General features: G+C 70.3%; 7 protein-coding genes and 1 pseudogene. 6 read left to right on the forward strand and 2 right to left on the reverse strand.

Features of this window, described 5'->3' with window-relative positions; genetic code table 11:
• Positions 1-5 precede the first annotated feature (5 nt).
• A pseudogene (locus CP970_RS39180) lies at positions 6-15,974 on the reverse strand (amino acid adenylation domain-containing protein); the annotation flags it as partial.
• Positions 15,975-16,608: 634 nt separating this feature from the next.
• Between CP970_RS39180 and CP970_RS44470 the strand changes: the two are divergent.
• From CP970_RS44470 to CP970_RS39200, 4 genes are read left to right on the forward strand one after another with little or no spacing between them, the layout of a single operon-like run.
• The gene (locus tag CP970_RS44470; protein ID WP_055556122.1) at positions 16,609-16,899 is read left to right on the forward strand and encodes a phosphopantetheine-binding protein; all 291 of its coding nucleotides are present in this window, start codon (positions 16,609-16,611) and stop codon (positions 16,897-16,899) included.
• Entirely contained in the window at positions 16,896-18,182 is a 1,287-nt protein-coding gene (locus CP970_RS39190; RefSeq protein WP_055556120.1) for a cytochrome P450, read from the forward strand. Before CP970_RS44470 ends, CP970_RS39190 begins: the two co-directional genes overlap by 4 nt.
• A complete protein-coding gene (locus CP970_RS39195) occupies positions 18,179-19,516 on the forward strand; it encodes a condensation domain-containing protein (protein ID WP_055556118.1) in 1,338 nt (445 codons plus the stop codon). The genes CP970_RS39190 and CP970_RS39195 overlap by 4 nt, the downstream gene beginning before the upstream one ends.
• A 1-nt stretch (position 19,517) precedes the next feature.
• Positions 19,518-21,080: an amino acid adenylation domain-containing protein gene (locus tag CP970_RS39200; RefSeq protein ID WP_150494551.1), complete on the forward strand. Its 1,563-nt coding sequence runs from the start codon at positions 19,518-19,520 to the stop codon at positions 21,078-21,080.
• A 38-nt stretch (positions 21,081-21,118) separates the two neighbouring features.
• Here CP970_RS39200 and CP970_RS39205 read toward each other — a convergent pair whose 3' ends face one another.
• The gene (locus tag CP970_RS39205) at positions 21,119-21,841 is read right to left on the reverse strand and encodes a nitroreductase family protein (RefSeq protein WP_055556075.1); all 723 of its coding nucleotides are present in this window, start codon (positions 21,839-21,841) and stop codon (positions 21,119-21,121) included.
• Positions 21,842-21,991: 150 nt separating this feature from the next.
• On the opposite strand from CP970_RS39205, the gene CP970_RS44475 reads away from it, so the two are divergent.
• Both CP970_RS44475 and CP970_RS39215 read left to right on the forward strand, forming a co-directional pair.
• Positions 21,992-22,351: a hypothetical protein gene (locus CP970_RS44475; protein WP_191095009.1), complete on the forward strand. Its 360-nt coding sequence runs from the start codon at positions 21,992-21,994 to the stop codon at positions 22,349-22,351.
• A 68-nt stretch (positions 22,352-22,419) separates the two neighbouring features.
• Positions 22,420-23,301, forward strand: a complete 882-nt coding sequence (locus tag CP970_RS39215) for an alpha/beta fold hydrolase (RefSeq protein WP_055556094.1) — start codon at positions 22,420-22,422, stop codon at positions 23,299-23,301.
• Positions 23,302-23,311 lie beyond the last annotated feature (10 nt).

The following is a 23,311-nucleotide window of genomic DNA, read 5'->3' on the forward strand; positions in this document are numbered from 1 at the left end:
GGACTTCAGGAGTGCGGTGAGGTCTTGTCCCCAGGGGTGTTGGGGGTGGTGGTGAGGTCGAGGGTGGTGTGGGGGTTTTTGTGGAGGATGGCGTCGTAGCGGTGGCGGGTGAGTTCGTTGTGGTGGTGGCCGCGTTTGATGTGGATCTCGGTGATGTGTTCGGTGTGCTGGTGTTGGAGGGCGGTGAAGTATTGGGGGGCGATGAGGAGTTCTTTGTCGCGGACGAGGGCGCGTTCGACGCCAGCGCGGAGGGTGGTGGTGTCGGCGTCCGTGCCGGTTTGGGTTTGGTGGAGCTGGATGGCGGTGTGGAAGGTGCGGGCGGTGTGGAGGTTGCGGATGTCGCCGATGTAGAGGGCGCCGTGGGGGGTGAGGAGGTGGAGTGCTTTGGTGATGACGTCGGTGAGGTAGTCGGCGTTGGGGAAGTACTGGATGACGGAGTTGATGACGATGACGTCGAAGTGTTCGGTGGGCAGGCCGCTTACGTCGTGGCCGGGCTGATGCCGTAGCTCCACACGGTCCGCGAGCGCCTCAGGAATCTGCGTCCGCAGCGCCGCGACGACCTCGGCGGAGAAGTCGGTGCCCCAGTAGCTGTCGCAGTGGGGTGCGAGGTGGGAGAGGAGGAGTCCGGTGCCGACGCCGATTTCCAGGATGTTGCGGGGGTTGAGTGCGCGGATGGAGTCGACGGTGGCGTCGCGCCATTCCCTCATCTGGTCGAGGGGGATGGGTTGTTGGTCGTAGCTGCTGTTCCAGCCGATGAAGTTCTGGCCCCAGGTGGCGGTGGCGGCGTCGGTGTAGAGGTCGTCGTAGATCTCCTGCCACTCGCCGACCTGGGCGTCGGCCACACCGTCGGTGACGCTGTCCTGCGGGGCCGGGCCCTCGGCGGCGGCATGGTCCGCCCCTGTGGCTGGCGCCCCCACGACGTACCCGATCAGACGCTGCTCACCCGCCTGGTCCGCGTGCGTCACGACCACGGACCTGGCGACCGCGGGATGGTCGTCCAGCGCCGCCTCGATCTCGCCGAGCTCCACGCGGAAGCCGCGGACCTTGACCTGCCCGTCGGCGCGGCCGACGAACTCCAGACGTCCGTCGCTACGCCAGCGCACCAGGTCACCGGTGCGGTACATCCGCTGCCCGGCCTCGAACGGGCAGGCCACGAACCGTCCTGCGGTCATGCCGGGGCGGTCCAGGTACCCGCGCGCCAGACCCGCGCCCGCCACGTACAACTCGCCGACGATGCCGACACCGACGGGCCGGAGCCCGTCGTCGAGGACATACGTGTGCGTGTTGGCGAGCGGGGCGCCGATCGGCATGACGGGGCCCAGCTCGTCGGCGGACCGCACGGGGTGGCAGGTGGCGAAGGTGGTCGTCTCGGTGGGGCCGTAGCCGTCGACGACGACGAGGCCGGGGCAGGCCCGTAGCGCCCGCTGGACCGCGCCGGGCGATACCATGTCACCGCCGGTCCACACCTCGCGGAGCCCGGCGAGACAGTCGGCCGCCTCCTCGACGAACGCGTGGAAGAGCCCGGCACTCAGCCAGGTGCCGGTGATGCCGTGCCGCTCCACCAGCGCGCCGAGGCCGCCGGGTGTGAGCCCGCCGGTCGGTGCGAGCACCAGTCTGCCGCCGCTCAGGAGGGGCACCCACACCTCGTAGGTGAAGGCGTCGAAGGTGTGCGGCGAGTGGACGAGCACCCGCTCGCGGGCCGCGGGTCCGAAACACGGGTCGAGGGCGAGGGCGACGACGTTGTGGTGCGTGGTGTGGACGCCCTTCGGAGTCCCCGTGGAACCGGAGGTGTAGATCACGTACGCCGGGTGCTGCGGGTGCGGGGAGACATGGACGGGGCGGCCCGAACTCGCTTGTGTGTCCTGTGCGTTGCCGACGGGCAGATCACCGTCGAGTACGAGGACGGGGCGGGCGTCGTCCAGCATGAAGCGGATGCGCTCGGCGGGGAAGTCGGGGTCGATCGGCAGATAGGCCGCGCCCGACTTGAGGACCGCCAGCATCGCCACGATCAGCTCGGGGGACCGGCGAAGGCACAGACCCACGGTCCGCTCCGGGCCCGCACCGCGGTCGGCCAGCCAGTGCGCGAGCCGGTTCGCCCGCGCGTCGAGCTCGGCGTAGGTGAGTTCGGTGTCCCCGGCGACGACCGCGACGGCGTGCGGCGTGCGCACGGCCCGCGCCTCGAACAGCTCCGGCAGGGTCGTCACGGGAAGCTCGTGCGCGGTGGCGTTCCACTCGCTCACCACGCGGTCCCGCTCCCGCTCGGACAGCAGGTCGATGGCGCCGACCGGCTGGTCCGGGTCGGCGATCACCGATGCGAGCAGCCGCCCGAGCCGGGACATGAGGGCCGCCACGGTGGACTCGTCGAAGAGGTCCGTGCTGTATTCGACGATCCCGCCGTCCGCGTCGAGGTAGAAGGACAGGTCGAACTTGGCGGTGCCCGTCTTCACGAACTCCGGACGCGAGGCGAGACCGTACAGCTCGACATCGTGCGGGGCGTTGTCCTGCCAGGCCAGCATCACCTGGATCAGCGGGTGATGGGACAGCGACCGCGTCGGGTTGAGCACCTCCACCAGGTGCTCGAAGGGCACGTCCTGGTTCGCGTAGGCGTGCAGGTCCACTTCCCGTACGCGTTCCACCAGTTCGCGGAACGTCGGATCCCCCGACGCGTCGGTGCGCAGCACCAGGGTGTTCACGAAGAAGCCGACGAGCTGGTGCAGGGCATCGTCGGTGCGGCCCGCGATCGGGCTGCCGACGGCGATGTCCTCCCCTGCTCCGGAGCGGGACAGGAGCGCCACCAGCGCGGCGTGCACGACCATGAACACCGTGGCACCACTGCCACGGGCCAGCTCGGCGAGGCCCGTGTGCAGCTCCGCGTCCCACTGGTGGGCGAAGGTGCCGCCCCGGTAGGTGGCGGGCGAAGGGTGGGGGCGGTCCGTCGGCAACGCGGTGCGTTCGGGCAGCCCGTCCAGCGTCTCCCGCCAGTACGCCAACTGCCGCGCCATCACGCTGTCCGGATCGTCCGCGCTGCCGAGCAGCTCCCGCTGCCACAGCGTGTAGTCCGCGTACTGCACCGGAAGGGGCACACGGTCATCGGCCCGTCCGTCGCGTGACCGCGCGTCGTACGCGGCGGCGATGTCCTGCCAGAGCGGCGCGAGCGACCAGCCGTCGGCGGCGATGTGATGCACGACCAGGACGAAGACGCACTCGTCCGGAGAGAGCACCAACAGCCTTGCGTGGACCGGTATTTCGCGGCTGAGGTCAAAGGAGTACCCGACGGCCTCGTCGATGGCCGCAGCGAGACCGGCGGTCTCCTCGACCTCGACCTCGACCTCGGCCACTTCGAGTACGGGGCGGGCGGCCTCGCCCTGGAGCACCTGCTGGAACGGTGTGCCGTTCTTCTCGGGGAAGACGGTGCGCAGGCTCTCGTGCCGTTCGACGACGTCGCCGAGGGCGGCGGCGAACGCCGCGCGGTCCAGCGCGCCGATGAGCCGGATCGCGAAGGGGACGTTGTAGGTCGGGGACGGGCCTTCGAGCCGGTGCAGGAACCAGAGGCGGTTCTGTGCGTACGACAGTGGTGGGTGCTGCGGCCGCGCGACGGGCCCGAGCGCGGGACGCGCCTGGTCGGCGCCGCCCAGCTCCCGCGCAAGCGCGGCGACGGTCGGCGCCCCAAAGAGGGCACGCACGCCGAGCTCCACACCGAACAGTGAACGGACGCGGGAGACGAGCCGGGTGGCGAGGAGTGAGTGTCCGCCGTGGTCGAAGAAGTTGTCGTCGATGCCGATGTCGGGGGTGTCGAGGAGTTGGGCGAAGAGGGTGCGGAGGAGTTCTTCGGCGGGGGTGCGGGGGGCGCGGGAGGTGGTGTCGCTTGAGGTGAAGTCGGGGGTCGGCAGGGCGGCGCGGTCGAGCTTGCCGTTGCTGGTCAGCGGGAACCGGTCGAGTACGACGACGGCCGCCGGGACCATGAACTCGGGCAGGCGGGAGCGGACGAAGTCGCGCAGGGCGGAGGCGAGTTCAGAGACTTCCGCGTTCGTCCCAACGGCCGTTGGGACGACGTATCCGACGAGGCGGTTGCCGTCGTATGCCGTGACGACGGCTTGGGCCACATCGGGGTGCTCGGTCAGGACGGCGTCGATTTCGCCGAGTTCGATGCGGAAGCCGCGCACCTTGACTTGGTGGTCGGAGCGTCCGATGAATTCGAGTTGTCCGTTGGTGCGTCGGCGGGCGAGGTCGCCGGTGCGGTACATGCGTTGGCCGGGGGTGAAGGGGTTGGCGGTGAAGCGTTGGGCGGTGAGGGCGGGTTGGTTGGTGTAGCCGCGGGCGAGGCCTGCGCCTGCGAGGTAGAGCTCTCCTGTGACGCCGGGGGGTACGGGTTGGAGTCGGTTGTCGAGGATGTAGGTGTGGGTGTTCCAGATGGGGGTGCCGATGGGGACGGTGGTGGTGTGGTTGGTGTTGGCGGTCCAGGTGGTGGCGTAGACGGTGGCTTCGGTGGGGCCGTAGGCGTTGATGACGCGTGTGTCGGGGTGGGCGGTGCGGATGTTGGTGAGGGTGTGGGCGGGGAGGGCTTCGCCTGCGAGGACGAGGGTGCCGGTGATGGTGGCGGGCGTGTTGGTGAGTGTGTGGTCCAGGACGGAGGGGACGCCGCTGATGAGCCCGGGCGTGGGCTCAGAGGTCAGACGGTCCGTCAGGGATAGTCCGTCGGCGATGAGTTCGATGCTGCCGCCGTTGAGGAGTGGGGCGAGGATTTCGAAGACGGAGACGTCGAAGGCGAGGGAGGTGGAGGCGATGGCGTGGTCGAAGCCGTGGGTGCCGCCGAATTCGGCACCGGCCCAGGAGACCAGGTTGACCACGGCGCTGTGGGGGACCGCGACACCCTTCGGCCGCCCCGTGGATCCCGACGTGTAGATGACGTACGCCGGGTGGAGAGGGCTGTGGCCCGGGATCTCGGGGTTGGTGTCGGGGTGGTCGTCGGCGGTGAGGGGGCCCTCGATGGTGGTGAGGGGGTGGGCGTCGTCCAGCATGAACTGGATGCGGTCGTCGGGGTACGTGGGGTCGACGGGCAGGTAGGCGGCGCCGCTCTTGAGGACGGCGAGGACCGTGACGACCATGTCGATGGAGCGGGGCAGCTTGAGCGCCACGACCTGTTCGGGCCCTGCGCCTTGGGCGATGAGGTGGTGGGCGAGCTGGTTGGCCCGGGAGTTCAGTTCCGCGTACGTGAGCCGAGCGTCCTGGTGGATGACGGCTGCCTGGTCCGGGGTGCGGGCGGCCTGTGCCTGGAAGAGCTCGGCGAGAGAGGCCCGGGGGACTTCGTTCGCCGTGTCGTTCCAGGTGGTGAGGGCGTAGTGGCGCTCCTCCTCGCTGAGCAGGTCGATGTCGCCGATGGGTTGGTCGGGGTCGGTGACGGCGGAGGTGAGGAGTCGGCCGAGTCGGTCGGTGAGGGCCTCGACGGTGGAACGGTCGAAGATGTCGGTGCTGAACTCCACCTGCCCGTAAAGCCCGTTGGCCTCGCCGTTGGCCGTACGCCGTTCGGTGATGCCGAAGGTCAGGTCCATCCGTGCGGTGCCGGTCCACACGGGGACGGGCTCGACGGTGAGACCACCGAGGTCCGACGTGGACTGCCCCTCGCTCTGCCAGGCGAGCATGGTCTGGAAGAGGGGGTGGTGGGCGAGGGTGCGTTGGGGGTTGAGGATTTCGACGAGGTGTTCGAAGGGGATGTCTTGGTGGGCGTAGGCGTTGAGGTCGGTTTCGCGGACGCGGGCGAGGAGTTCGCGGAAGGTGGGGTCGCCCGACACATCCGTACGCAGGACGAGGGTGTTGACGAAGAAGCCGACGAGGTGGTCGAGGTTTTCGTCGGTGCGTCCGGCGATGGGTGTGCCGATGGGGATGTCGGTGCCTGCGCCGTGACGGGTGAGGAGGGTGGTGAGTGCGGCGTGGATGATCATGAAGGGGGTGGTGCTGGTGGCGCGAGCGAGGGTGGTGAGTTGGGTGTGGAGGTGGGTGTCCCAGTGGAAGGTGTGGGTGTCGCCTTGGTTGGTGGTGGCGGTGGGGTAGGGGCGGTCGGTGGGTAGTTCGATGCGGTCGGGGAGACCGGAGAGTGTCTGCTTCCAGTGGGCGAGCTGGTCGGTCATGAGGCTGGTGTGGTCGGTGTCGTTGCCGAGGAGGTCTCGTTGCCAGAGGGCGTAGTCGGCGTACTGCACCGGAAGCGTGGCCCAGTCCGGAGAGGCGCCGCCGAGTCGCGACTCGTAGGCGATGGCGATGTCACGCCAGAGCGGCTCCAACGACCAGCCGTCGGCGGCGATGTGATGGGCCACCAGAACGAGGACGTACTCGTCATCCGGCAGTGAGAGCAACTCCGCGCGGAGCAGGACGTCATGACTCAGGTCGAACGGGCGGCGGACAGCGGCAGCCAGCGCGTCGGAGACGTCCTCGCCAGCGGTGTGACGCAGGTCCGAGACGACGAAGGCGGGCCGCGCGTCCGCCACGTCGAGCACGTGCTGGAACGGGGCGCCGTCCTCCTCGCGGAAGACCGTGCGCAGGCTCTCGTGCCGGGTCACGACGTCGGCGAGCGCGTCCTCCAGGGCCTGCCGGTCGAGGGCGCCGGTGAAACGGAGGGCCAGCGGGATGTTGTACGTCGCCGATGGCCCCTCCAGGGTGTGGAGGAACCACAGCCGGTTCTGCGCGTACGACAGGGGAAGTTTCTCCGGCCGCACTGCCGGGCGCAGAGCGAGACGTGCCTTTCCCGCACTGCTGAGCACCTCGGAGAGCGCGGCGACGGTCGGCGCCTCGAACAGGACCCGTACGCCGATCTCCACACCGAACGCCGACCGGATCCGGGACACCAGGCGGGTGGCGAGGAGCGAGTGTCCGCCGAGGTCGAAGAAGCTGTCGTCGATGCCGACGTGGGGCTGTCCAAGGACATCCGCGAACACGCCGCAGAGGATCTCTTCGGCAGGTGTTCTGGGTGCGCGGGAGGACGCGGTGTCGAAGGTGGGGTCCGGGAGCGCGTTCCGGTCGAGCTTGCCGGTGCCGGTCAGCGGGAGCTCGTCCAGGACCATGAGCGCGGCCGGGACCATGAAGTCGGGCAGTTGCTTGCGCACGAAGGCCTTGAGGTCAGCGGTGAGCTCCTCTACGCCGACGGTCGCGTCGGCCGACGCGGGCACGACGTAACCCACCAGACGCTCACCGTCGTGCGCGATGACGGCCGCCCGGTCGACGTCGGGGTGGCCGGTCAGCGCGGCTTCGATTTCGCCGGGTTCGATGCGGAAGCCGCGGATCTTGATCTGGTGGTCGGTGCGTCCGGCGAAGGTGAGGGTGCCGTTGCTGTGTCGGCGGGCGAGGTCGCCGGTGCGGTACATGCGCTGTCCGCGCACGAAGGGGTTGGCGGTGAAGCGTTCGGCGGTGAGGGCGGGGTGGCCGGTGTAGCCGCGGGCGAGGCCGGGGCTCGCGAGGTAGAGCTCTCCTGTGACACCGGGGGGTACGGGGCGGAGCCAGGCGTCGAGGACGTAGGTGTGGGTGTTGGGGATGGGGTGGCCGAGTGAGGGGGTGGGGTTGTCGCCCGTTGTGGTGGTGAGGGTGGCGCAGACGGTGGCTTCGGTGGGCCCGTAGGCGGTGGTGAGCTGCCGTCCGTCAGTGGTCCACAGGCGGGCGAGGTCGGGCGGGCAGACCTCACCACCCGTCAGCACATGGCGCAGATCCGGGAGTTGGTCTGGCGAGAGAGTGGCCAGGAGCGAGACGGGGAGGGCTACGTGCGTGGCTTTGGTGTGGTGGAGGGCGGTGGTGAGTTCGTGTCCGGCGAGTTGGCCCGGGCTGTCGAGGAGGAGGGTGGCGCCGGTGGCGAGGGTGATGATGAGGTCGCAGACGGCGACGTCGAAGCTGGGGGAGACGGCTTGGAAGACGCGTGATGCGGAGGTGAGGTGGAGTGCCTCGGCGTGTGCGGTGAGCAGGGCGGTGATGCCGGTGTGGGTGACGGCGACGCCCTTGGGCCTGCCGGTGGAGCCGGAGGTGTAGATGACGTAGGCAGTACTCGCCGGATCCTGCTCGACGCGCAGGTTGCTGTCGTCGTACCCCTCAACGGCGACGGGTTCATGGACGACCAGCACGGGCCGGACGTCATCGAGCATGAACCGCACCCGCTCCTCCGGATACGACGGGTCGACCGGCAGGAAGGCGGCACCGGCTTTGAGCGCTGCGAGTGTCGAGACGATGAGGTCCACGCCCCGGGGCAGCCGCAACGCGACAACCCTCTCCGGTCCTGCGCCGTGCTCGGTCATCCAGCGAGCCAGCCGGTTGGCTCGCGTGTTCACCTCGGCATACGTCAGCTCGACGTCACCACGGCTCAGCGCGATGCCGTCCGGTGTGCGTGCCACCTGCGCCTCGAACAGTTCCGCGATCGTCAGCGTGGGCAGGTCGCGTTTGCTGTCATTCCGGCCGAAGAGCGCCTGCTCCCGCTCGTGCTTGGAGAGCAGGTCAAGTCCGGCGACGGGCCGGTCGGGGTCGGTGACCGCGGCCCGCAGCAACCGCTCCAGCCGCGCCGCGAGCCCCTCCACCGTCTCCCGGTCGAAGAGCTCGGCGCTGAACTCGACGAGCCCGTCGACGGCGGTACCGGTACCGCCGTCGACCCGGCTTTCGGTCAGGCTGAAGGCCAGGTCGAGCCGTGCGGCCTCCGTGCTCACCGCGAGCGTCTCCGTCGCGATGCCGGGCAGGCTCAGCCTTGACTCCTCGGTGTTCTGCCATGCCAAGAGCACCTGGAACAGGGGGTGGTGGGACAGGGTGCGGGTCGGGTTGAGCACCTCGACGAGGTGCTCGAAGGGCACGTCCTGATGGGCGTACGCGTCCAGATCCGCTTCTCGCACGCGGGCGATCAGCTCGCGGAAGGTCGGCTCACCGGACACGTCCGTACGCAGGACCAGAGTGTTGACGAAGAAGCCGACCATGTCGTCGAGCGCCTCGTCCGTGCGGCCCGCGATCGGGCTGCCGACGGCGATGTCGTCCCCTGCTCCGGAGCGGGACAGGAGCGCCACCAGTGCGGCGTGCACGACCATGAACATGGTGGCGCCGGTCGCACGCGCCAACTCGGCCAGATCCGCGTGCAGTTCGGCATCCCACCGGAAGGCGTACGACCCGCCCCGGTACGAGGCCACCGCCGGATGCGGCCGGTCGACGGGCAGCTCGATGCGTTCCGGCAGGCCGGAAAGGGTCCTGCTCCAGTACGCGAGCTGATCCGCCATGGCGCTGCCCTGGTCCGTGCCGTCGCCGAGCACGTCGCGCTGCCACAGGGCGTAGTCGGTGTACTGGACCGGCAGCGGTGCCCAGTCCGGGGCCTGCCCGTCGCGGGCCCGCGACGCGTACGCGGTGGTGATGTCGCGGCACAACGGCGCCAGCGACCAGCCGTCGGCGGCGATGTGATGCACGACGAGTACAAGGACGCAGTCGTCCGGTGAGAGCATCAACAGCTCTGCGTGCACGGGCAGTTCGGTACTGAGGTCGAAGGCGTAGCGGACGGCACGGTCGATCGCCGCGTCGAGCCCGGCGGCGTCCACCGCTTCAGTCACTTCGAGTACGGGGTGTGCGGCCTCGCCCCGCAACACCTGCTGGAAGGGTGTGCCGTTCATCTCGGGGAAGACGGTGCGCAGGCTCTCGTGCCGGGTCACGACGTCGGCCAGCGCGTCCGCCAGCGCCTGGCGGTCCGGAGCGCCGGTCAGACGCACGGCCAGCGGGATGTTGTACGTGGCGGACGGGCCTTCGAGGCGGTGCAGGAACCAGAGGCGGTTCTGCGCGTACGACAGTGGTGCGTGCTGCGGCCGTGCCGCGGGCGCCAGCGCGGGCCGCGCATGCCCGCCGCCGCCCGCTTCCCGCGCCACCTCCTGTGCCAGCGCGGCGACGGTCGGCGCTTCGAACAGCACGCGCACGCCGAGTTCCACGCCGAGCACCGACCGGATCCGGGACATCAGCCGGGTGGCGAGGAGTGAGTGTCCGCCGTGGTCGAAGAAGTTGTCGTCGATGCCGATGTCGGGGGTGTCGAGGAGTTGGGCGAAGAGGGTGCGGAGGAGTTCTTCGGCGGGGGTGCGGGGGGCGCGGGAGGTGGTGTCGTTTGAGGTGAAGTCGGGGGTCGGCAGGGCGGCGCGGTCGAGCTTGCCGTTGCTGGTGAGCGGGAACTCGGCCAGGACCATCACCGTGGCAGGGACCATGAAGCGCGGCAGCCGGGTGCGTACGAAGTCCCGTATGGAGGAGGGGAGTGCGTCGTCGGAAGCGGAAGTCACGACGTAGGTGACGAGGAGCTCGTCGTTGTACGTCACCGTGACGGCCTGGCTGACCGCAGGGTGATCCGCGACGACGGCGTCGATTTCGCCGAGTTCGATGCGGAAGCCGCGCACCTTGACTTGGTGGTCGGAGCGTCCGATGAATTCGAGTTGTCCGTTGGTGCGTCGGCGGGCGAGGTCGCCGGTGCGGTACATGCGTTGGCCGGGGGTGTAGGGGTTGGCGGTGAAGCGTTGGGCGGTGAGGGCGGGTTGGTTGGTGTAGCCGCGGGCGAGGCCTGCGCCTGCGAGGTAGAGCTCTCCTGTGACGCCGGGGGGTACGGGTTGGAGTCGGTTGTCGAGGATGTAGGTGTGGGTGTTCCAGATGGGGGTGCCGATGGGGACGGTGGTGGTGTGGTTGGTGTTGGCGGTCCAGGTGGTGGCGTAGACGGTGGCTTCGGTGGGGCCGTAGGCGTTGATGACGCGTGTGTCGGGGTGGGCGGTGCGGATGTTGGTGAGGGTGTGGGCGGGGAGGGCTTCGCCTGCGAAGACGAGGGTGCCGGTGATGGTGGCGGGCGTGTTGGTGAGTGTGTGGTCCAGGACGGAGGGGACGCCGCTGATGAGCCCGGGCGTGGGCTCAGAGGTCAGACGGTCCGTCAGGGATAGTCCGTCGGCGATGAGTTCGATGCTGCCGCCGTTGAGGAGTGGGGCGAGGATTTCGAAGACGGAGACGTCGAAGGCGAGGGAGGTGGAGGCGATGGTGTGGTCGAAGCCGCGGGTGCCGCCGAATTCGGCTCCGGCCCAGGAGACCAGGTTGACCACGGCGCTGTGGGGGACCGCGACGCCCTTCGGCCGTCCGGTGGATCCCGAGGTGTAGATGATGTACGCCGGGTGGAGAGGGCTGTGGCCCGGGATCTCGGGGTTGGTGTCGGGGTGGTCGTCGGCGGTGAGGGGGCCCTCGATGGTGGTGAGGGGGTGGGCGTCGTCCAGCATGAACTGGATGCGGTCGTCGGGGTACGTGGGGTCGACGGGCAGGTAGGCCGCGCCGCTCTTGAGGACGGCGAGGACCGCGACGACCATGTCGGTGGAGCGGGGCAGCTTGAGCGCGACGACCTGTTCGGGCCCTGCGCCGTGGGCGATGAGGTGGTGGGCGAGCTGGTTGGCCCGGGAGTTGAGCTCTGCGTATGTGAGCTGGGTGTCTTGGTGGATGACGGCTGTCTGGTCCGGGGTGCGGGTGGCCTGTGCCTGGAAGAGCTCGGCGAGAGAGGCCCGGGGCACCTCGCGGGCGGTGTCGTTCCAGCCGGAAACGGCCTGCTCGTACTCCTCCTCGCTCAGCAGCACGACTTCGCGTACCGGCAGATCCGGGTCGGCCACCACCGCTGTCATCAGCCGGCCGAGCCGTTCCATCAGGGCGTGGACCGTGTCGTGATCGAAGATGTCGGTGCTGTACTCGACGACACCGCCGACTCCGGCAGGGCCGCCGTCGGCCGCGTGCATCTCCGTGACGCTGAGGACCAGGTCCATCCTGGCCGTTCCGGTGGCCGCGAGGGAGCCTTCCGCCGTGAGGCCCGGCAGTTCGAGACCGGAGTCGAAGGCCTGCTGCCAGGCCAGCATCACCTGGAACAACGGGTGGTGGGACAGGGTCCGTTCGGGATTGACGGCCTCCACCAGGTGTTCGAAGGGGACGTCTTGGTGGGCGTAGGCGTCGAGGTCGGCTTCGCGGACGCGGGCGAGGAGTTCGCGGAAGGTGGGGTCGCCCGACACGTCCGTACGCAGGACCAGGGTGTTGACGAAGAACCCGACGAGGTCGTCGAGCGCCTCGTCCGTACGTCCCGCGATCGGCGTGCCGATGGGGATGTCGTCACCGGCGCCCGACCGCGAGAGCAGCGCCGCGAGGGCGGCCTGTACGAGCATGAAGAGGCTGGCGCCCGAACCGCGCGCGAGCCGGACGAGATCGGCGTGCAGGTCGGCGTTCCAGTGGAAGGTGAATGACGCGCCGCGGTGGGAGGCCGCCGCCGGGTGTGGGCGGTCCGCGGGGAGTTCGATCCGTGCCGGGAGACCGGCAAGTGTGCTTGTCCAGAAGTCGAGTTGGCGGGCGAGCGTGCTGTCGGGGTCGGCGGGTTCGCCGAGGATCTCGCGCTGCCAGAGCGTGTAGTCGGCGTACTGCACCGGCAACGGCCGCCACCCCGGCATCGCGCCGCGCAGCCGTGCCGTGTACGCGGTGGCGACATCGCGCCACAGTGGCTCGAGCGACCAGCCGTCGGCGGCGATGTGATGGACCACGAGGACGAGGACGTGCTCGCGCGGCGACAGGGCGAAGAGCCTGCCGCGCAGGGGAATGTCCGTACCGAGGTCGAAGGGCTCCTTGACCGCCGAATCGACCGCCTCTTCCAAGCCTTCTTCGGTCACCGGGGATATCGGCAGCGCGGGCCGCGCGGATTCGCCGTCGAGCACCAACTGATAGGGCACGCCTTCGTGTTCGCCTTCGCCGTCGTGTTCACGGAAGACGGTCCGCAGGCTTTCGTGCCGGGACACCACATCGGCGAGTGCGGCCTCCAGGGCATGCTCGTCCAGGGTTCCTGTCAGCCGTACGACCAGAGGAACGTTGTACGTGGCCGAAGGGCCCTCGAGTCGGTGCAGGAACCACAGCCGGTTCTGCGCGTACGACAGCGGAAGCCGCTCGGGCCGCTCCACCGCCTCCAACGCGCGCCGCGCCTTGCCCGCACCGCCCAGGACACGGGCGAGCGCCGCCGCGGTCGGCGCCTCGAACAGCACCCGCACACCAAGCTCGACGCCGAACGCCGACCGCACCCGCGACAGCAGCCGCGTCGCGAGCAGCGAGTGCCCACCAAGCTCGAAGAAGTCGTCCTCCGCACCGGTCTCGGGCAGTGCGAGCACATCGGCGAAGAGCCCGCACAGCACCTCCTCGACGGGCGTCCGTGGCGGGCGTGAAGCCGCAGCGCCGAACTGCGGATCAGGCAGCGCGGCCCGGTCCAGCTTCCCGTTCGCGGTCAGGGGGAAGGAGTCGAGGACCACAAAGGCGGACGGCACCATGAAGTCCGGGACCTTGCCGCGCACGTGCTCCCTGAGGGACGCCACGAAGGAGCCGATGTCGCGGGCGGTCGCGGGGCTGCTGGCGAACGAGGAGGGGCTCGCGGAGCCGGGGGCGAGCGGCGGGCAGAGGTCCATCGGCGCGCGGCCCGTCGCCGTCGCCGCGTCAGCGCTGTCATGCGCGACGAACACCGCGTCCATGCCGTCCTCGCGGCTCGCGGACCAGGTGAGGGTGACCCGGTATCCGAGCTCCTCTCCCAGCCGGTGAAGCTCCTCGGGATCGACCGCGCCGGACTCGTCGGGCCCGTGCAGGGCCTGCCGGATCGCCGCGGGCGCGTCGCCCTCCGCGAGCCGTCTCTTGGCTGCCGCCTCCGAGGTCAGACGCTTGTTGGGGATGCCGGTGACGCGTACGGCCGGGCTGCTGTTGGACTTCAGGAGTGCGGTGAGGTCTTGTCCCCAGGGGTGTTGGGGGGTGGTGGTGAGGTCGAGGGTGGTGTGGGGGTTTTTGTGGAGGATGGCGTCGTAGCGGTGGCGGGTGAGTTCGTTGTGGTGGTGGCCGCGTTTGATGTGGATCTCGGTGATGTGTTCGGTGTGCTGGTGTTGGAGGGCGGTGAAGTATTGGGGGGCGATGAGGAGTTCTTTGTCGCGGACGAGGGCGCGTTCGACGGTGGCGCGGAGGGTGGTGGTGTCGGTATCGGGGTCGGTCTGCTGGATGTGTACGGCGGTGTGGAAGGTGCGGGCGGTGTGGAGGTTGCGGATGTCGCCGATGTAGAGGGCGCCGTGGGGGGTGAGGAGGTGGAGTGCTTTGGTGATGACGTCGGTGAGGTAGTCGGCGTTGGGGAAGTACTGGATGACGGAGTTGATGACGATGACATCGAAGTGGTCGGTGGGCAGGCCGCTCACGTCGTGGGCGGCCTGGTTCCGCAGCTCCACGCGCTCCAACAGTGTCGGATTGCCTGCCAGTTGAGCCTTGAGGCCCTCGATCACCGCGCTCGACAGGTCCATGCCCCAGTAGCTGTCGCAGTGGGGTGCGAGGTGGGAGAGGAGGAGTCCGGTGCCGACGCCGATCTCCAGGATGTTGCGGGGGTTGAGTGCGCGGATGGAGTCGACGGTGGCGTCGCGCCATTCCCTCATCTGGTCGAGGGGGATGGGTTGTTGGTCGTAGCTGCTGTTCCAGCCGATGAAGTTCTGGCCCCAGGTGGCGGTGGCGGCGTCGGTGTAGAGGTCGTCGTAGATCTCCTGCCACTCGTCGACCTGGGCGTCGGCCACTCCGTCCTGCGGGGACGGGCCCTCGGCGGCAGGATCGTCCGCGCCGCCGACCGATGCCCCCACGACGTACCCGATCAGACGCTGCTCACCGGCCCGGTCCGAGCGTGCGATCACCGCGGCCTGTGTGACGCCGGGGTGTTCGGCGACGGCTGACTCGACCTCGCCCAGCTCGATGCGGAAGCCGCGGATCTTCACCTGGTCGTCGGCGCGGCCGACGAACTCGAGCTGACCGTCGGCGTGCCTGCGCACGAGGTCACCGGTGCGGTACATCCGCTGCCCGGCCTCGAACGGGCAGGCCACGAACCGTCCTGCGGTCAGGCCGGGGCGGTCCAGGTACCCGCGCGCCAGACCCGCGCCCGCCACGTACAGCTCACCCGTCACACCGTCGGCGGTGTGCCGCAGGGTCTCGTCGAGGACGTGGGCGTCGAGGTCGGCGAGGGGGTCGCCGATGGCGCTGCCCGCACCGGCGACCGCCTGCGCGCGGTCGAGTGCGCGGTAGGTGACGTGCACCGTGGTCTCGGTGATGCCGTACATGTTGACCAGCAGGGGAGCGCGGTCGTCATGCCGCTCGTACCAGGGCGCGAGGCTGCCCAGGTCGAGGGCCTCGCCGCCGAAGACGACGGCGCGGAGCCGCAGCGCGTCGCCGAGCCCGGGGTTCTCGCGGTCGGCGCGCGTCAGGCCCTGGAAGGCCGACGGCGTCTGGCTGAGCATCGTCACGCGCTCGTCGACGAGCAGCCGCAGGAAGTCCACCGGCGAGCGGCTCGTCTCGTACGGGACAACGACGAGGCGGCCGCCGTGCAGCAGGGCGCCCCAGATCTCCCATACGGAGAAGTCGAACGAGGTGGAGTGGAACAGGGTCCAGGTGTCGTCCGTGGTGAGCGGCAGGCGCCTGCCGATGGAGTCGAAGAGCCGGACCACGTTCCGGTGCGTCACGACGACACCCTTGGGGGTGCCGGTGGAACCGGACGTATAGATCACGTAGCAGGGGTTCGACGAGAGGGCGCGCGGCGCGGACGGCGGGGTGTCAGGGAGGGTTTCGAGCGCGGCGAGGGTGTCGTCGGCGTCCACGACGAGCCGCGGAATCGAGGCGCTCGCGCCGATGCCGGTCGCGCCGATGTCGGCCGTCGTCACGAGCAGGACCGGCGCGGCGTCGTCGAGCATGAAGTCGATGCGTCGACGGGGATAGGTCGCGTCGACCGGCAGATACGCGCCACCCGCCTTCAGGACGGCGAGCAGCGCCACGATCATCCCGGACGAGCGGGGCAGTGCGAGGGCGACCAGGCGCTCCGGTCCGACTCCGCGCTCGATCAGCAGGTGGGCGAGGCGGTTCGCCCGCCGCTCCAGCTCCGCGTACGTCAGCTGTTCGGCACCGTCGAGTACGGCCGTCGCATTCGGTGTGCGCCGCGCCTGTGCCTCGAAGATATCGAAAGGAGTGGGCTGCTGATATTCGCTTGATATAGGCAGGGAGTAGCCTTGAGCGTCGGACCGCATTACGCTTAATTCCCCCATTGCTTGTCCTTTTTCAAATACAGTGCAGAAAACACACTGAACCACATGGTGAAGCTTTGTTCGATGTGATTCACGCCACATGTGGAACTCTTGGCGGAAGTGCTCGCGAATTGCGGAGTGGCACTCATTTACCGTGCTGAGCTGCGAATATCGCCGCCTTGGGTGCCGGATGCGCCTCGTCGGCGCGGCGCACGTAAAGCCTGGCCCGAATGGGCTCGAGTGGAAACGTGCTTTCTTGTCCCGGGGACTCGGCAAGGTGCCAGTGGGGCGCTGGAGGTGGGCAGTCTCGTGAGCAGTTGATGGGGATCGTGTGTGCATGGGAGTTTTATCGCGCCTCGGGCGTTCCGGAAGTCGGGTCCCGCAGTTGACTCTCTTTTTGCGCGCCTTTGGAAAACCTTTTGAAGAGGCTTTGACGGGAAAGCGAGGTTGTCCGCCACATCCCCGGGCTGGCAGGGTCGACGGACACTGCCTTGTCACGCCTTGGGGGAGGCCGATGCCGGTGGACAACGGTCCTGCAATCCATGGCTCCAGCCGCGAATCACTCGGCATGAGCTCCGCCTACATCGAGCCACGGACCGCCGTCGAGCATCGACTGGTCGCCCTGTGGAGCACCGGCCTTGGCGGCATCGGCATCGAGGCCGAACCGATCGGCGTCGAGGACGACTTCTTCGAGCTCGGCGGCGACTCCCTGCTCGCCGCCGAACTGCAGCTGGCCATCGACATGGAGTTCGGCGTGGAGGTGCCCGCGGCGGCGCTGTTCCTGACGCCCACCATCGCGGCCCTCGCCGAGGCGGTGGAGTCCGCGGCGGACAACGGCGGCCCGGAGCCGGTCCTGTGACCGTCCGGCCCGCCGAAGTGAACCTCGCCGACCCGGAGCTGTACACGGACGGCGATCCGTACGCGGCCTGGCGCGCGCTGCGCGCACACGCGCCCGTGTCCTGGCAGCAGGTCTCAGGAACCCTCGGCTTCTGGTCGGTGACCCGGTACGCGGACGTCGAGCGCGTCCTGGAGGACCACGCGTCCTTCACCTCCGAACGCGGCACGCTGCTCAGCTTGTTGGGCAGGGGCGACCCGGCGGCGGGGCGGCAGATGGCGGTCACGGATCCACCTCGCCACAACCGGATGCGCGCGCCGCTGCACCGGGCCCTGCGGCTGCGCTCCGCCGAGGCGCACGCCGAGGAGATCCGGGCGGGCATCCGCGAGCTGCTGCCCGATGCGCCACCGGGCGAGGCGCGGGAGTTCGACTTCGCCGCGGCCTGTGCGCAGCTGCCGCTCGTGGTGCTCGGCCCGCTGCTCGGGCTGCCCGCCCGGGACCGTCCCCGCCTGGTGCGGCTCGCGATGATGTGCGCGGCAGAGGACGACCCCGAACATCAGTTGCCCGGCGGATCCGAGGCCACCCTGGAGCGCGGACACCGCGAACTCTTCGCGTACTTCGCCGACGTGGTGCGCCAGAGGCGGCGTGGGGCGCACGAGGACCGTGCCGGACGTCCGTGCGAGGGCGCCGGACGTCCGCGCGAGGGCCCCGGCGACCTGGTCGACGTCCTCCTGTCCATGGAGGTCGACGGCGCGCGCCTCACGCCCGGTGAGGTCCTCTCCAACTGCTACAGCCTGCTGCTCGGCGCGAGCGTGACGCTGGCCCACGTGCCGCCGGCCGCCGTGCTCGAACTCTCGCGCACCGGCCGCTACGCGGAGTGGGCCGCACGTCCCGACCTGCTCGACAGCGGGGTGGAGGAGGCGCTGCGCAGGGCCTCGCCCGCGCGTCACTTCATGCGGCACGCGCGGCGTCCCGTCGTCCTCGCGGGTGTGCCCGTCGCCGAGGGCGACCCGGTCGTGGCCTGGCTCGGCTCCGCCAACCACGATGAGACCGTGTTCCCCCGCCCCGACGTGTTCGACCCGGGCCGCCGCCGCAACCGGCACCTCGCGTTCGGCGCGGGTCCCCACTACTGCGCGGGCGCGAGCATCGCCCGGGTCACGCTCCGGCTGTTCTTCGCGGAACTGTTCGCGCGGTACGCCGAGATCGAGGTGACCGGCGCGCCCGTGCGGGCGCGATCGACGTTCCTCTCGGGCATCACGCACCTGCCCGTACGCGTACGGCCGAGGCAGAAGGAGGTGGCGCGGTGACGGAACCCACGCCCCACGCGACGCACGACACACCCCGCGCACCGCACGACACACACCACGCGACGCACGACACGCACCGAGCCACGTACGCGCAAGAGCTCCTGGGCCTCGTGGAGACGCTCCTGCCGGGCACCGTCCTGCAGCCCGGTTTCCTGGTGCGCGCGGCCTATCGGGTGTCGGGCGCGGTGGACGAACGGGTGCTGCGCCGGGCCCTGGACGACGTCGTCGCCCGGCACGGCGCGCTGCGCACCCTGCTCCTGCGCGACGGCGACGACCTGCGGCAGCGGGTGCTGCCCCCGATGCCGTCCCGGCTCGCCGTGACCCGCCTCGGCCCCGGCCGGTCGTTCGACGCATGGATCTCCGAGGTCGCCCTCCGACCTCATCCGTACGACGAACCGCCGCTGTTGTGGGCCGACTTGGGCCGCAAGGGCGACGACGCCGTCCTGGTGCTCGTCGTCCACCACGTCGCGGCCGACGCCTGGTCGCAGGACGTGCTCGCCCGCGACGTCGTCGCCGCCTACACCGCGCGGCTGCACGGCGAACCGCCGCTCGCTCCCGACGTCATGCAGTACGCCGACATCGCGGCGGACGACCACAGTGACAAGTGGCAGGCCCGCATCGGCCAGGCACTGCCGTACTGGCGGGAGCGGCTCACCGGAGTGGAGGGGCTCGGGCTGCCCGCCGAGACGCCCGACGCCGCACCGGGTCCGACCGCCGTGCACTCCTTCCGCATCGACGACGAACTGCGCGACGCCGTGCGGTCGACGGCACGGCGCGGCCGCACCACCCCGTTCACCGTGCTGCTCACCGCGTTCGTCGGCGCGCTGCTGCCACCGGGCGACGCCCTGGTACCGGTCATCACGGCGGGCCGCATCCCGTCCGAATGGGACACCGTCGGGTTCCTGCTCAACCTCCTGCAGATCCGCGTCGAGCACTCCGGCGCGCACGACGCGGAGGCCCTGCGGGAGCTGGGCCCGCGCGTCGACCGGCGCTGCCGTGAGGCGTACGCCAACGACATCCCGCTGATCCGCGTACTGGAGCAGTCCCCGCAGCTCCTGGAGCGGATGACCGCACGCGACCTGGTCGCCCCCGTCTTCCAGATGATCGTGCGCTCACCGGTCCGCCCGGCAACCGGGACGCCCGCGCTCCACCTGGACCGTCTCGCGCTGGACGCGCAGACGGCGATGCCGATGCCGGTGCCGTTCCTGTGGACGATGCGCTGGGACGGCGATCCGGGCGGCTACATCACCTACGACACCCACCTGTTCAGCGCAGCGTGGATGGAACGGGCCGTCGCCACCTACCTGGACGCCCTCACCGGACTGGTCGGCTGACATGGCAGCGGCCCGCCCCACCGACGAAGCCCGCCCCACCGGCGAAGTCCGCCCCACCGGCGAAGTCCGGCTCGCCGGGCCGCGGTTGACCGGCGAGCCGCCGCACATCCTCGACCTGGTCGAGCCCCGTCTCGGCGGCCGCGCGGCCGCCGTCGCCGACAGCACGGGCACGTTCAGCTACCGCGAACTCGACGAGGCCTCGCGCGCGGTGGCCCGCGCCCTGCTCGCCCGCGGCGCACGCCCCGACGAGCCGGTCGTGGTGCACGGCACCACCGCGTCGCGCCACACGATCGCCGCGCTGCTCGGCGTCCTGCGGGCGGGCTGTTGCTACGTCCCCGTCGACGCGGGTTTCCCCGAGGAGAGGCGACGGCTCATGGCGCAGGGCCCCGGCGCCCGCTTCGTTCTCGTACCCGAGGAGAACGCCGCCGTCCCCGTGGCGGATCTGGAACACGTCGACTGCGGGGCACAGCAGGTCACCGGGCAGCGCACAGGCCCGATGGACGCGCGCCGCGGCACCCACGCCTACACCTGCTACACCAGCGGCTCGACCGGACTCCCCAAGCCCGTGACGATCGCGGCCACCTCCCTCGGCTGGTCCACCGCCGCGCGCCTGCGCCACTACGCCGAGCGGGTCGGCGCGTTCCTGCTCTGCTCGTCGATCTCCTTCGACAGTTCCATGGCGGGCATCTGGTGGACCCTGGCCAGCGGCGGGCTGCTCGTCCTCCCCGGCGGGAGGCCAGGTGATCTCCTGGCCGTCGCCCGCGCGGCCGAACGCCACGGCGCCACGCATCTGCTGATGGTGCCCTCGCTCTACGGGGCGGCACTGCGCGGGGGCCTCGCGCCACGGCTGCGTACGCTCACCACCGTGATCGTGGCGGGCGAGAGCTGCTCACCCGGTCTGGTCGCACGGCACTTGGCCGAACTGCCGCAGGCCGAGCTGTACAACGAGTACGGACCGACCGAGTGCACGGTGTGGGCCACGGTCCACGCCTGTACGCCCGCCGACGCCCACGCCCGCACGGTGCCCATCGGGCGGCCGATCGCCGGGGTCACCCTGCACGTCGCCGAGGTACCGGACGAGGGACCGGACGCCCCGGGAGCGGGGGAGCTGTACATCGCCGGGCCGGGGCTGGCCGTCCCCGGTGACCGGGAAGCCGACCGCTTCGTCCATCTGCACGGCACCCGCCACTACCGCACGGGCGACCTGGTGACGGTCCGCGAGGACGGCGAACTCCTCTTCCACGGAAGGGCCGACCACCAGCTCAAACTCGGCGGCGTGCGACTCGAACGCGCCGAGATCGAACGAGCCCTCACCTTGTGCGACGGCATCACCGAGGCGGGCATCGGCGTGAGCGGGGCGCCCCGTCCGCGGCCGGTCGGCTTCGTGGTCACCGACGGCACCGCGTTCGACGAACAGCGGGTCAGGTCGCAGCTGCTGAGCAGTCTCCCCACGACCGCGCTGCCCGCCCGCGTCATCGCCGTGCCCGGGCTGCCACGGCTGCCCAACGGCAAGGTCGACCACGGGGCGCTGGACCGCCGGGCGGCGGCCGCCGTGCGAAGGTGACGCGTGCTGCCGTGCGTACGGCAGCACGCTTCGGGACGTCACCACCCGTCGCGGTGGACCACCTCGCGTACGGAACGGCGCCTGACAGGACCGAAGTTGCCTACGGGATAGCCGACCGGGATCACCGCGAACGTGTTGATCCCCTCCGGGATGCCGAGCTCGGCCTTCCACTCCCGCTCCAGCATCAGGTGCCAGATGGTGATGTTGGCGGCGAGGCCGAGGCCTCGCGCGGCAAGGAGGAGGTTCTGGACTCCGGGATAGACGCACGAACCCTCGGCCAGCGCATGGAAACGCACCTGCGCCGAGGGATCCGCCTGCCGCGCCGCGGCGACGGGCCCGAGTGCCTCGGCCGAGACCCGTATCCCCTCCGCGTCGATGCGCGGGGGCGGGAAGCTGTAGCAGGGAATGACGAGCGCGGGGGTCTCCGCGAAGTGATCGCGCTGGTACTCGATCGCGTCGACCATGCGCCCGTACGCCGCGCCGTCCATCCCCTCGGGCGCGTGCTTCCCCGTGGTCGCCAAGTAGGCGTTCACGCAGCGTTCCCAGAGCGGGGCGAGCCGCGCCATCACCTCGCGGTCCGTGACGACGACGTACTCGAAGCACTGCATGTTTCCGCCGCTCGGGCCCCACACGGCGGCCTGGACCAGCTGGTCGAGCACGGCCTCCGGAACCGGATCCGGCTTGATCCTGCGCATGGCACGCATCGTGGACATGGTGCTGAACAGCGCGGGATCCTCGGGTACTGCACTGGCGTCAGTCATGATCACGACGGTAGACGACGGCGAGCGCGAGCGGCAGGGGCATGACGCCCGGTCAGCCGGACAGGCGGTGACCCAGTTACCCGGTCACCGTTACCCCGGTTATGGAGTCACGCGACCCGGTCGATCGGTCACCCGAGAAGGAGCCACACCATGCACCGCCCTCTGACCACGCCCCGTCCCCGCCGCCTCGCCGCGTCCCTGGCCGGGGGCGTGATGCTGGCCGCCGTCCTCACAACAGGTTCCGCGGGCGCCGCCGCCCCCGCCGTAGCCCCCGCCGTCCCGAAGGCCGATGCCCCGAAGGCCGATGCCCCGGAACCCTGCGCCGCCATCAAGGACCGCTTCGAGTCCGGCCTCTGTTACTACGAGGTCGCCAAGACCTTGGAGGACTGCTCGCCCCGCTGGCAGCGGGTCATGGCGGAGGTCGTCGCGTCCGGAGCGGTGCAGTTCTTCGTGAACCCCCTCGAACACTGCGCGGACACGGGGGCGCGAAAGGCGCAGCCCGTGCGATGAGTTCCGGCGTCGGCGGCGGTCTGTACCGGTGAACGACATGACGACCCAGAACGACTGAGGAGACAGCCATGCCCGATCCGGTGACGCACAAGCTGGCCACGCACGGTGCCGAGATCCAGTACGACATCCGGGGCCCGCTGACCACCGCGGCGGACGGCGACCGGGTGCTCGTACTCATCGGCTCGCCGATGGACGCCAGTGGTTTCGCCTCGCTGTCCTCGCACTTCGCCGACCGGACCGTCGTCACCTACGACCCGCGCGGGGTGGGCCGCAGTGTCCGTACGGACGGTGCGGTGGAGTCGACGCCCGAGGAGCACGCCGACGACGTGCGCCGGGTGATCGAGGCGCTCGGGGCGGGCCCCGTGGACCTGTTCGCCAGCAGTGGTGGCGCCGTCAACGCGCTGGCCCTGGTCGCCGCGCACCCGGAGCTCGTGCACACGCTCGTCGCGCACGAGCCGCCGACGGCACAGGTCCTGCCGGACCGAGCCGCGGCCCTCGCGGTCTGCGCGGATCTGCACGAGACGTATCTGCGCGAGGGAATGGGACCCGCGATGGCCAAGTTCATCGCGGTGACGGGCCGGAAGGGCCCCTTCCAGGACAACTGGCGGGACGAACCGGTCCCCGCCCCTGCCGACTTCGGCCTGCCCGCCGAGGACGACGGTTCGCGCGACGATCCGCTGCTCGGCCAGAACCTCCGTACGTGCACGGGCTACCTGCCCGACTTCGCCGCACTCGGCGCCGCGTCGACGCACGTCGTGCTCGCGGCGGGCGAGGAGTCCGAGGGCGAACTCGCCGCCCGCGCCGCGGCGGAGATCGCCGCCCGTCTCGGCTCCGCGCCGGTGATCTTCCCCAGTCACCACGGGGGCTTCCTCGGTGGCGAGTTCGGCCAGCAGGGTGCCCCGGAGGAGTTCGCCGGGGCGCTCCGCAAGGTGCTCGACGCCCACCGCTGACGCGCGCCTG

The organism is Streptomyces kanamyceticus (assembly GCF_008704495.1).
Classification (GTDB): Bacteria; Actinomycetota; Actinomycetes; order Streptomycetales; family Streptomycetaceae; genus Streptomyces; species Streptomyces kanamyceticus.

Excerpts from the sequence above, each read along its gene's own strand:
- CP970_RS44470 (WP_055556122.1), top strand. The coding sequence starts at position 16,609 with ATGAGCTCCGCCTACATCGAGCCACGGACCGCCGTCGAGCATCGACTG.
- CP970_RS39200 (WP_150494551.1), top strand. The coding sequence starts at position 19,518 with ATGGCAGCGGCCCGCCCCACCGACGAAGCCCGCCCCACCGGCGAAGTC.
- CP970_RS39205 (WP_055556075.1), bottom strand. The coding sequence starts at position 21,841 with ATGACTGACGCCAGTGCAGTACCCGAGGATCCCGCGCTGTTCAGCACC.
- CP970_RS44475 (WP_191095009.1), top strand. The coding sequence starts at position 21,992 with ATGCACCGCCCTCTGACCACGCCCCGTCCCCGCCGCCTCGCCGCGTCC.
- CP970_RS39215 (WP_055556094.1), top strand. The coding sequence starts at position 22,420 with ATGCCCGATCCGGTGACGCACAAGCTGGCCACGCACGGTGCCGAGATC.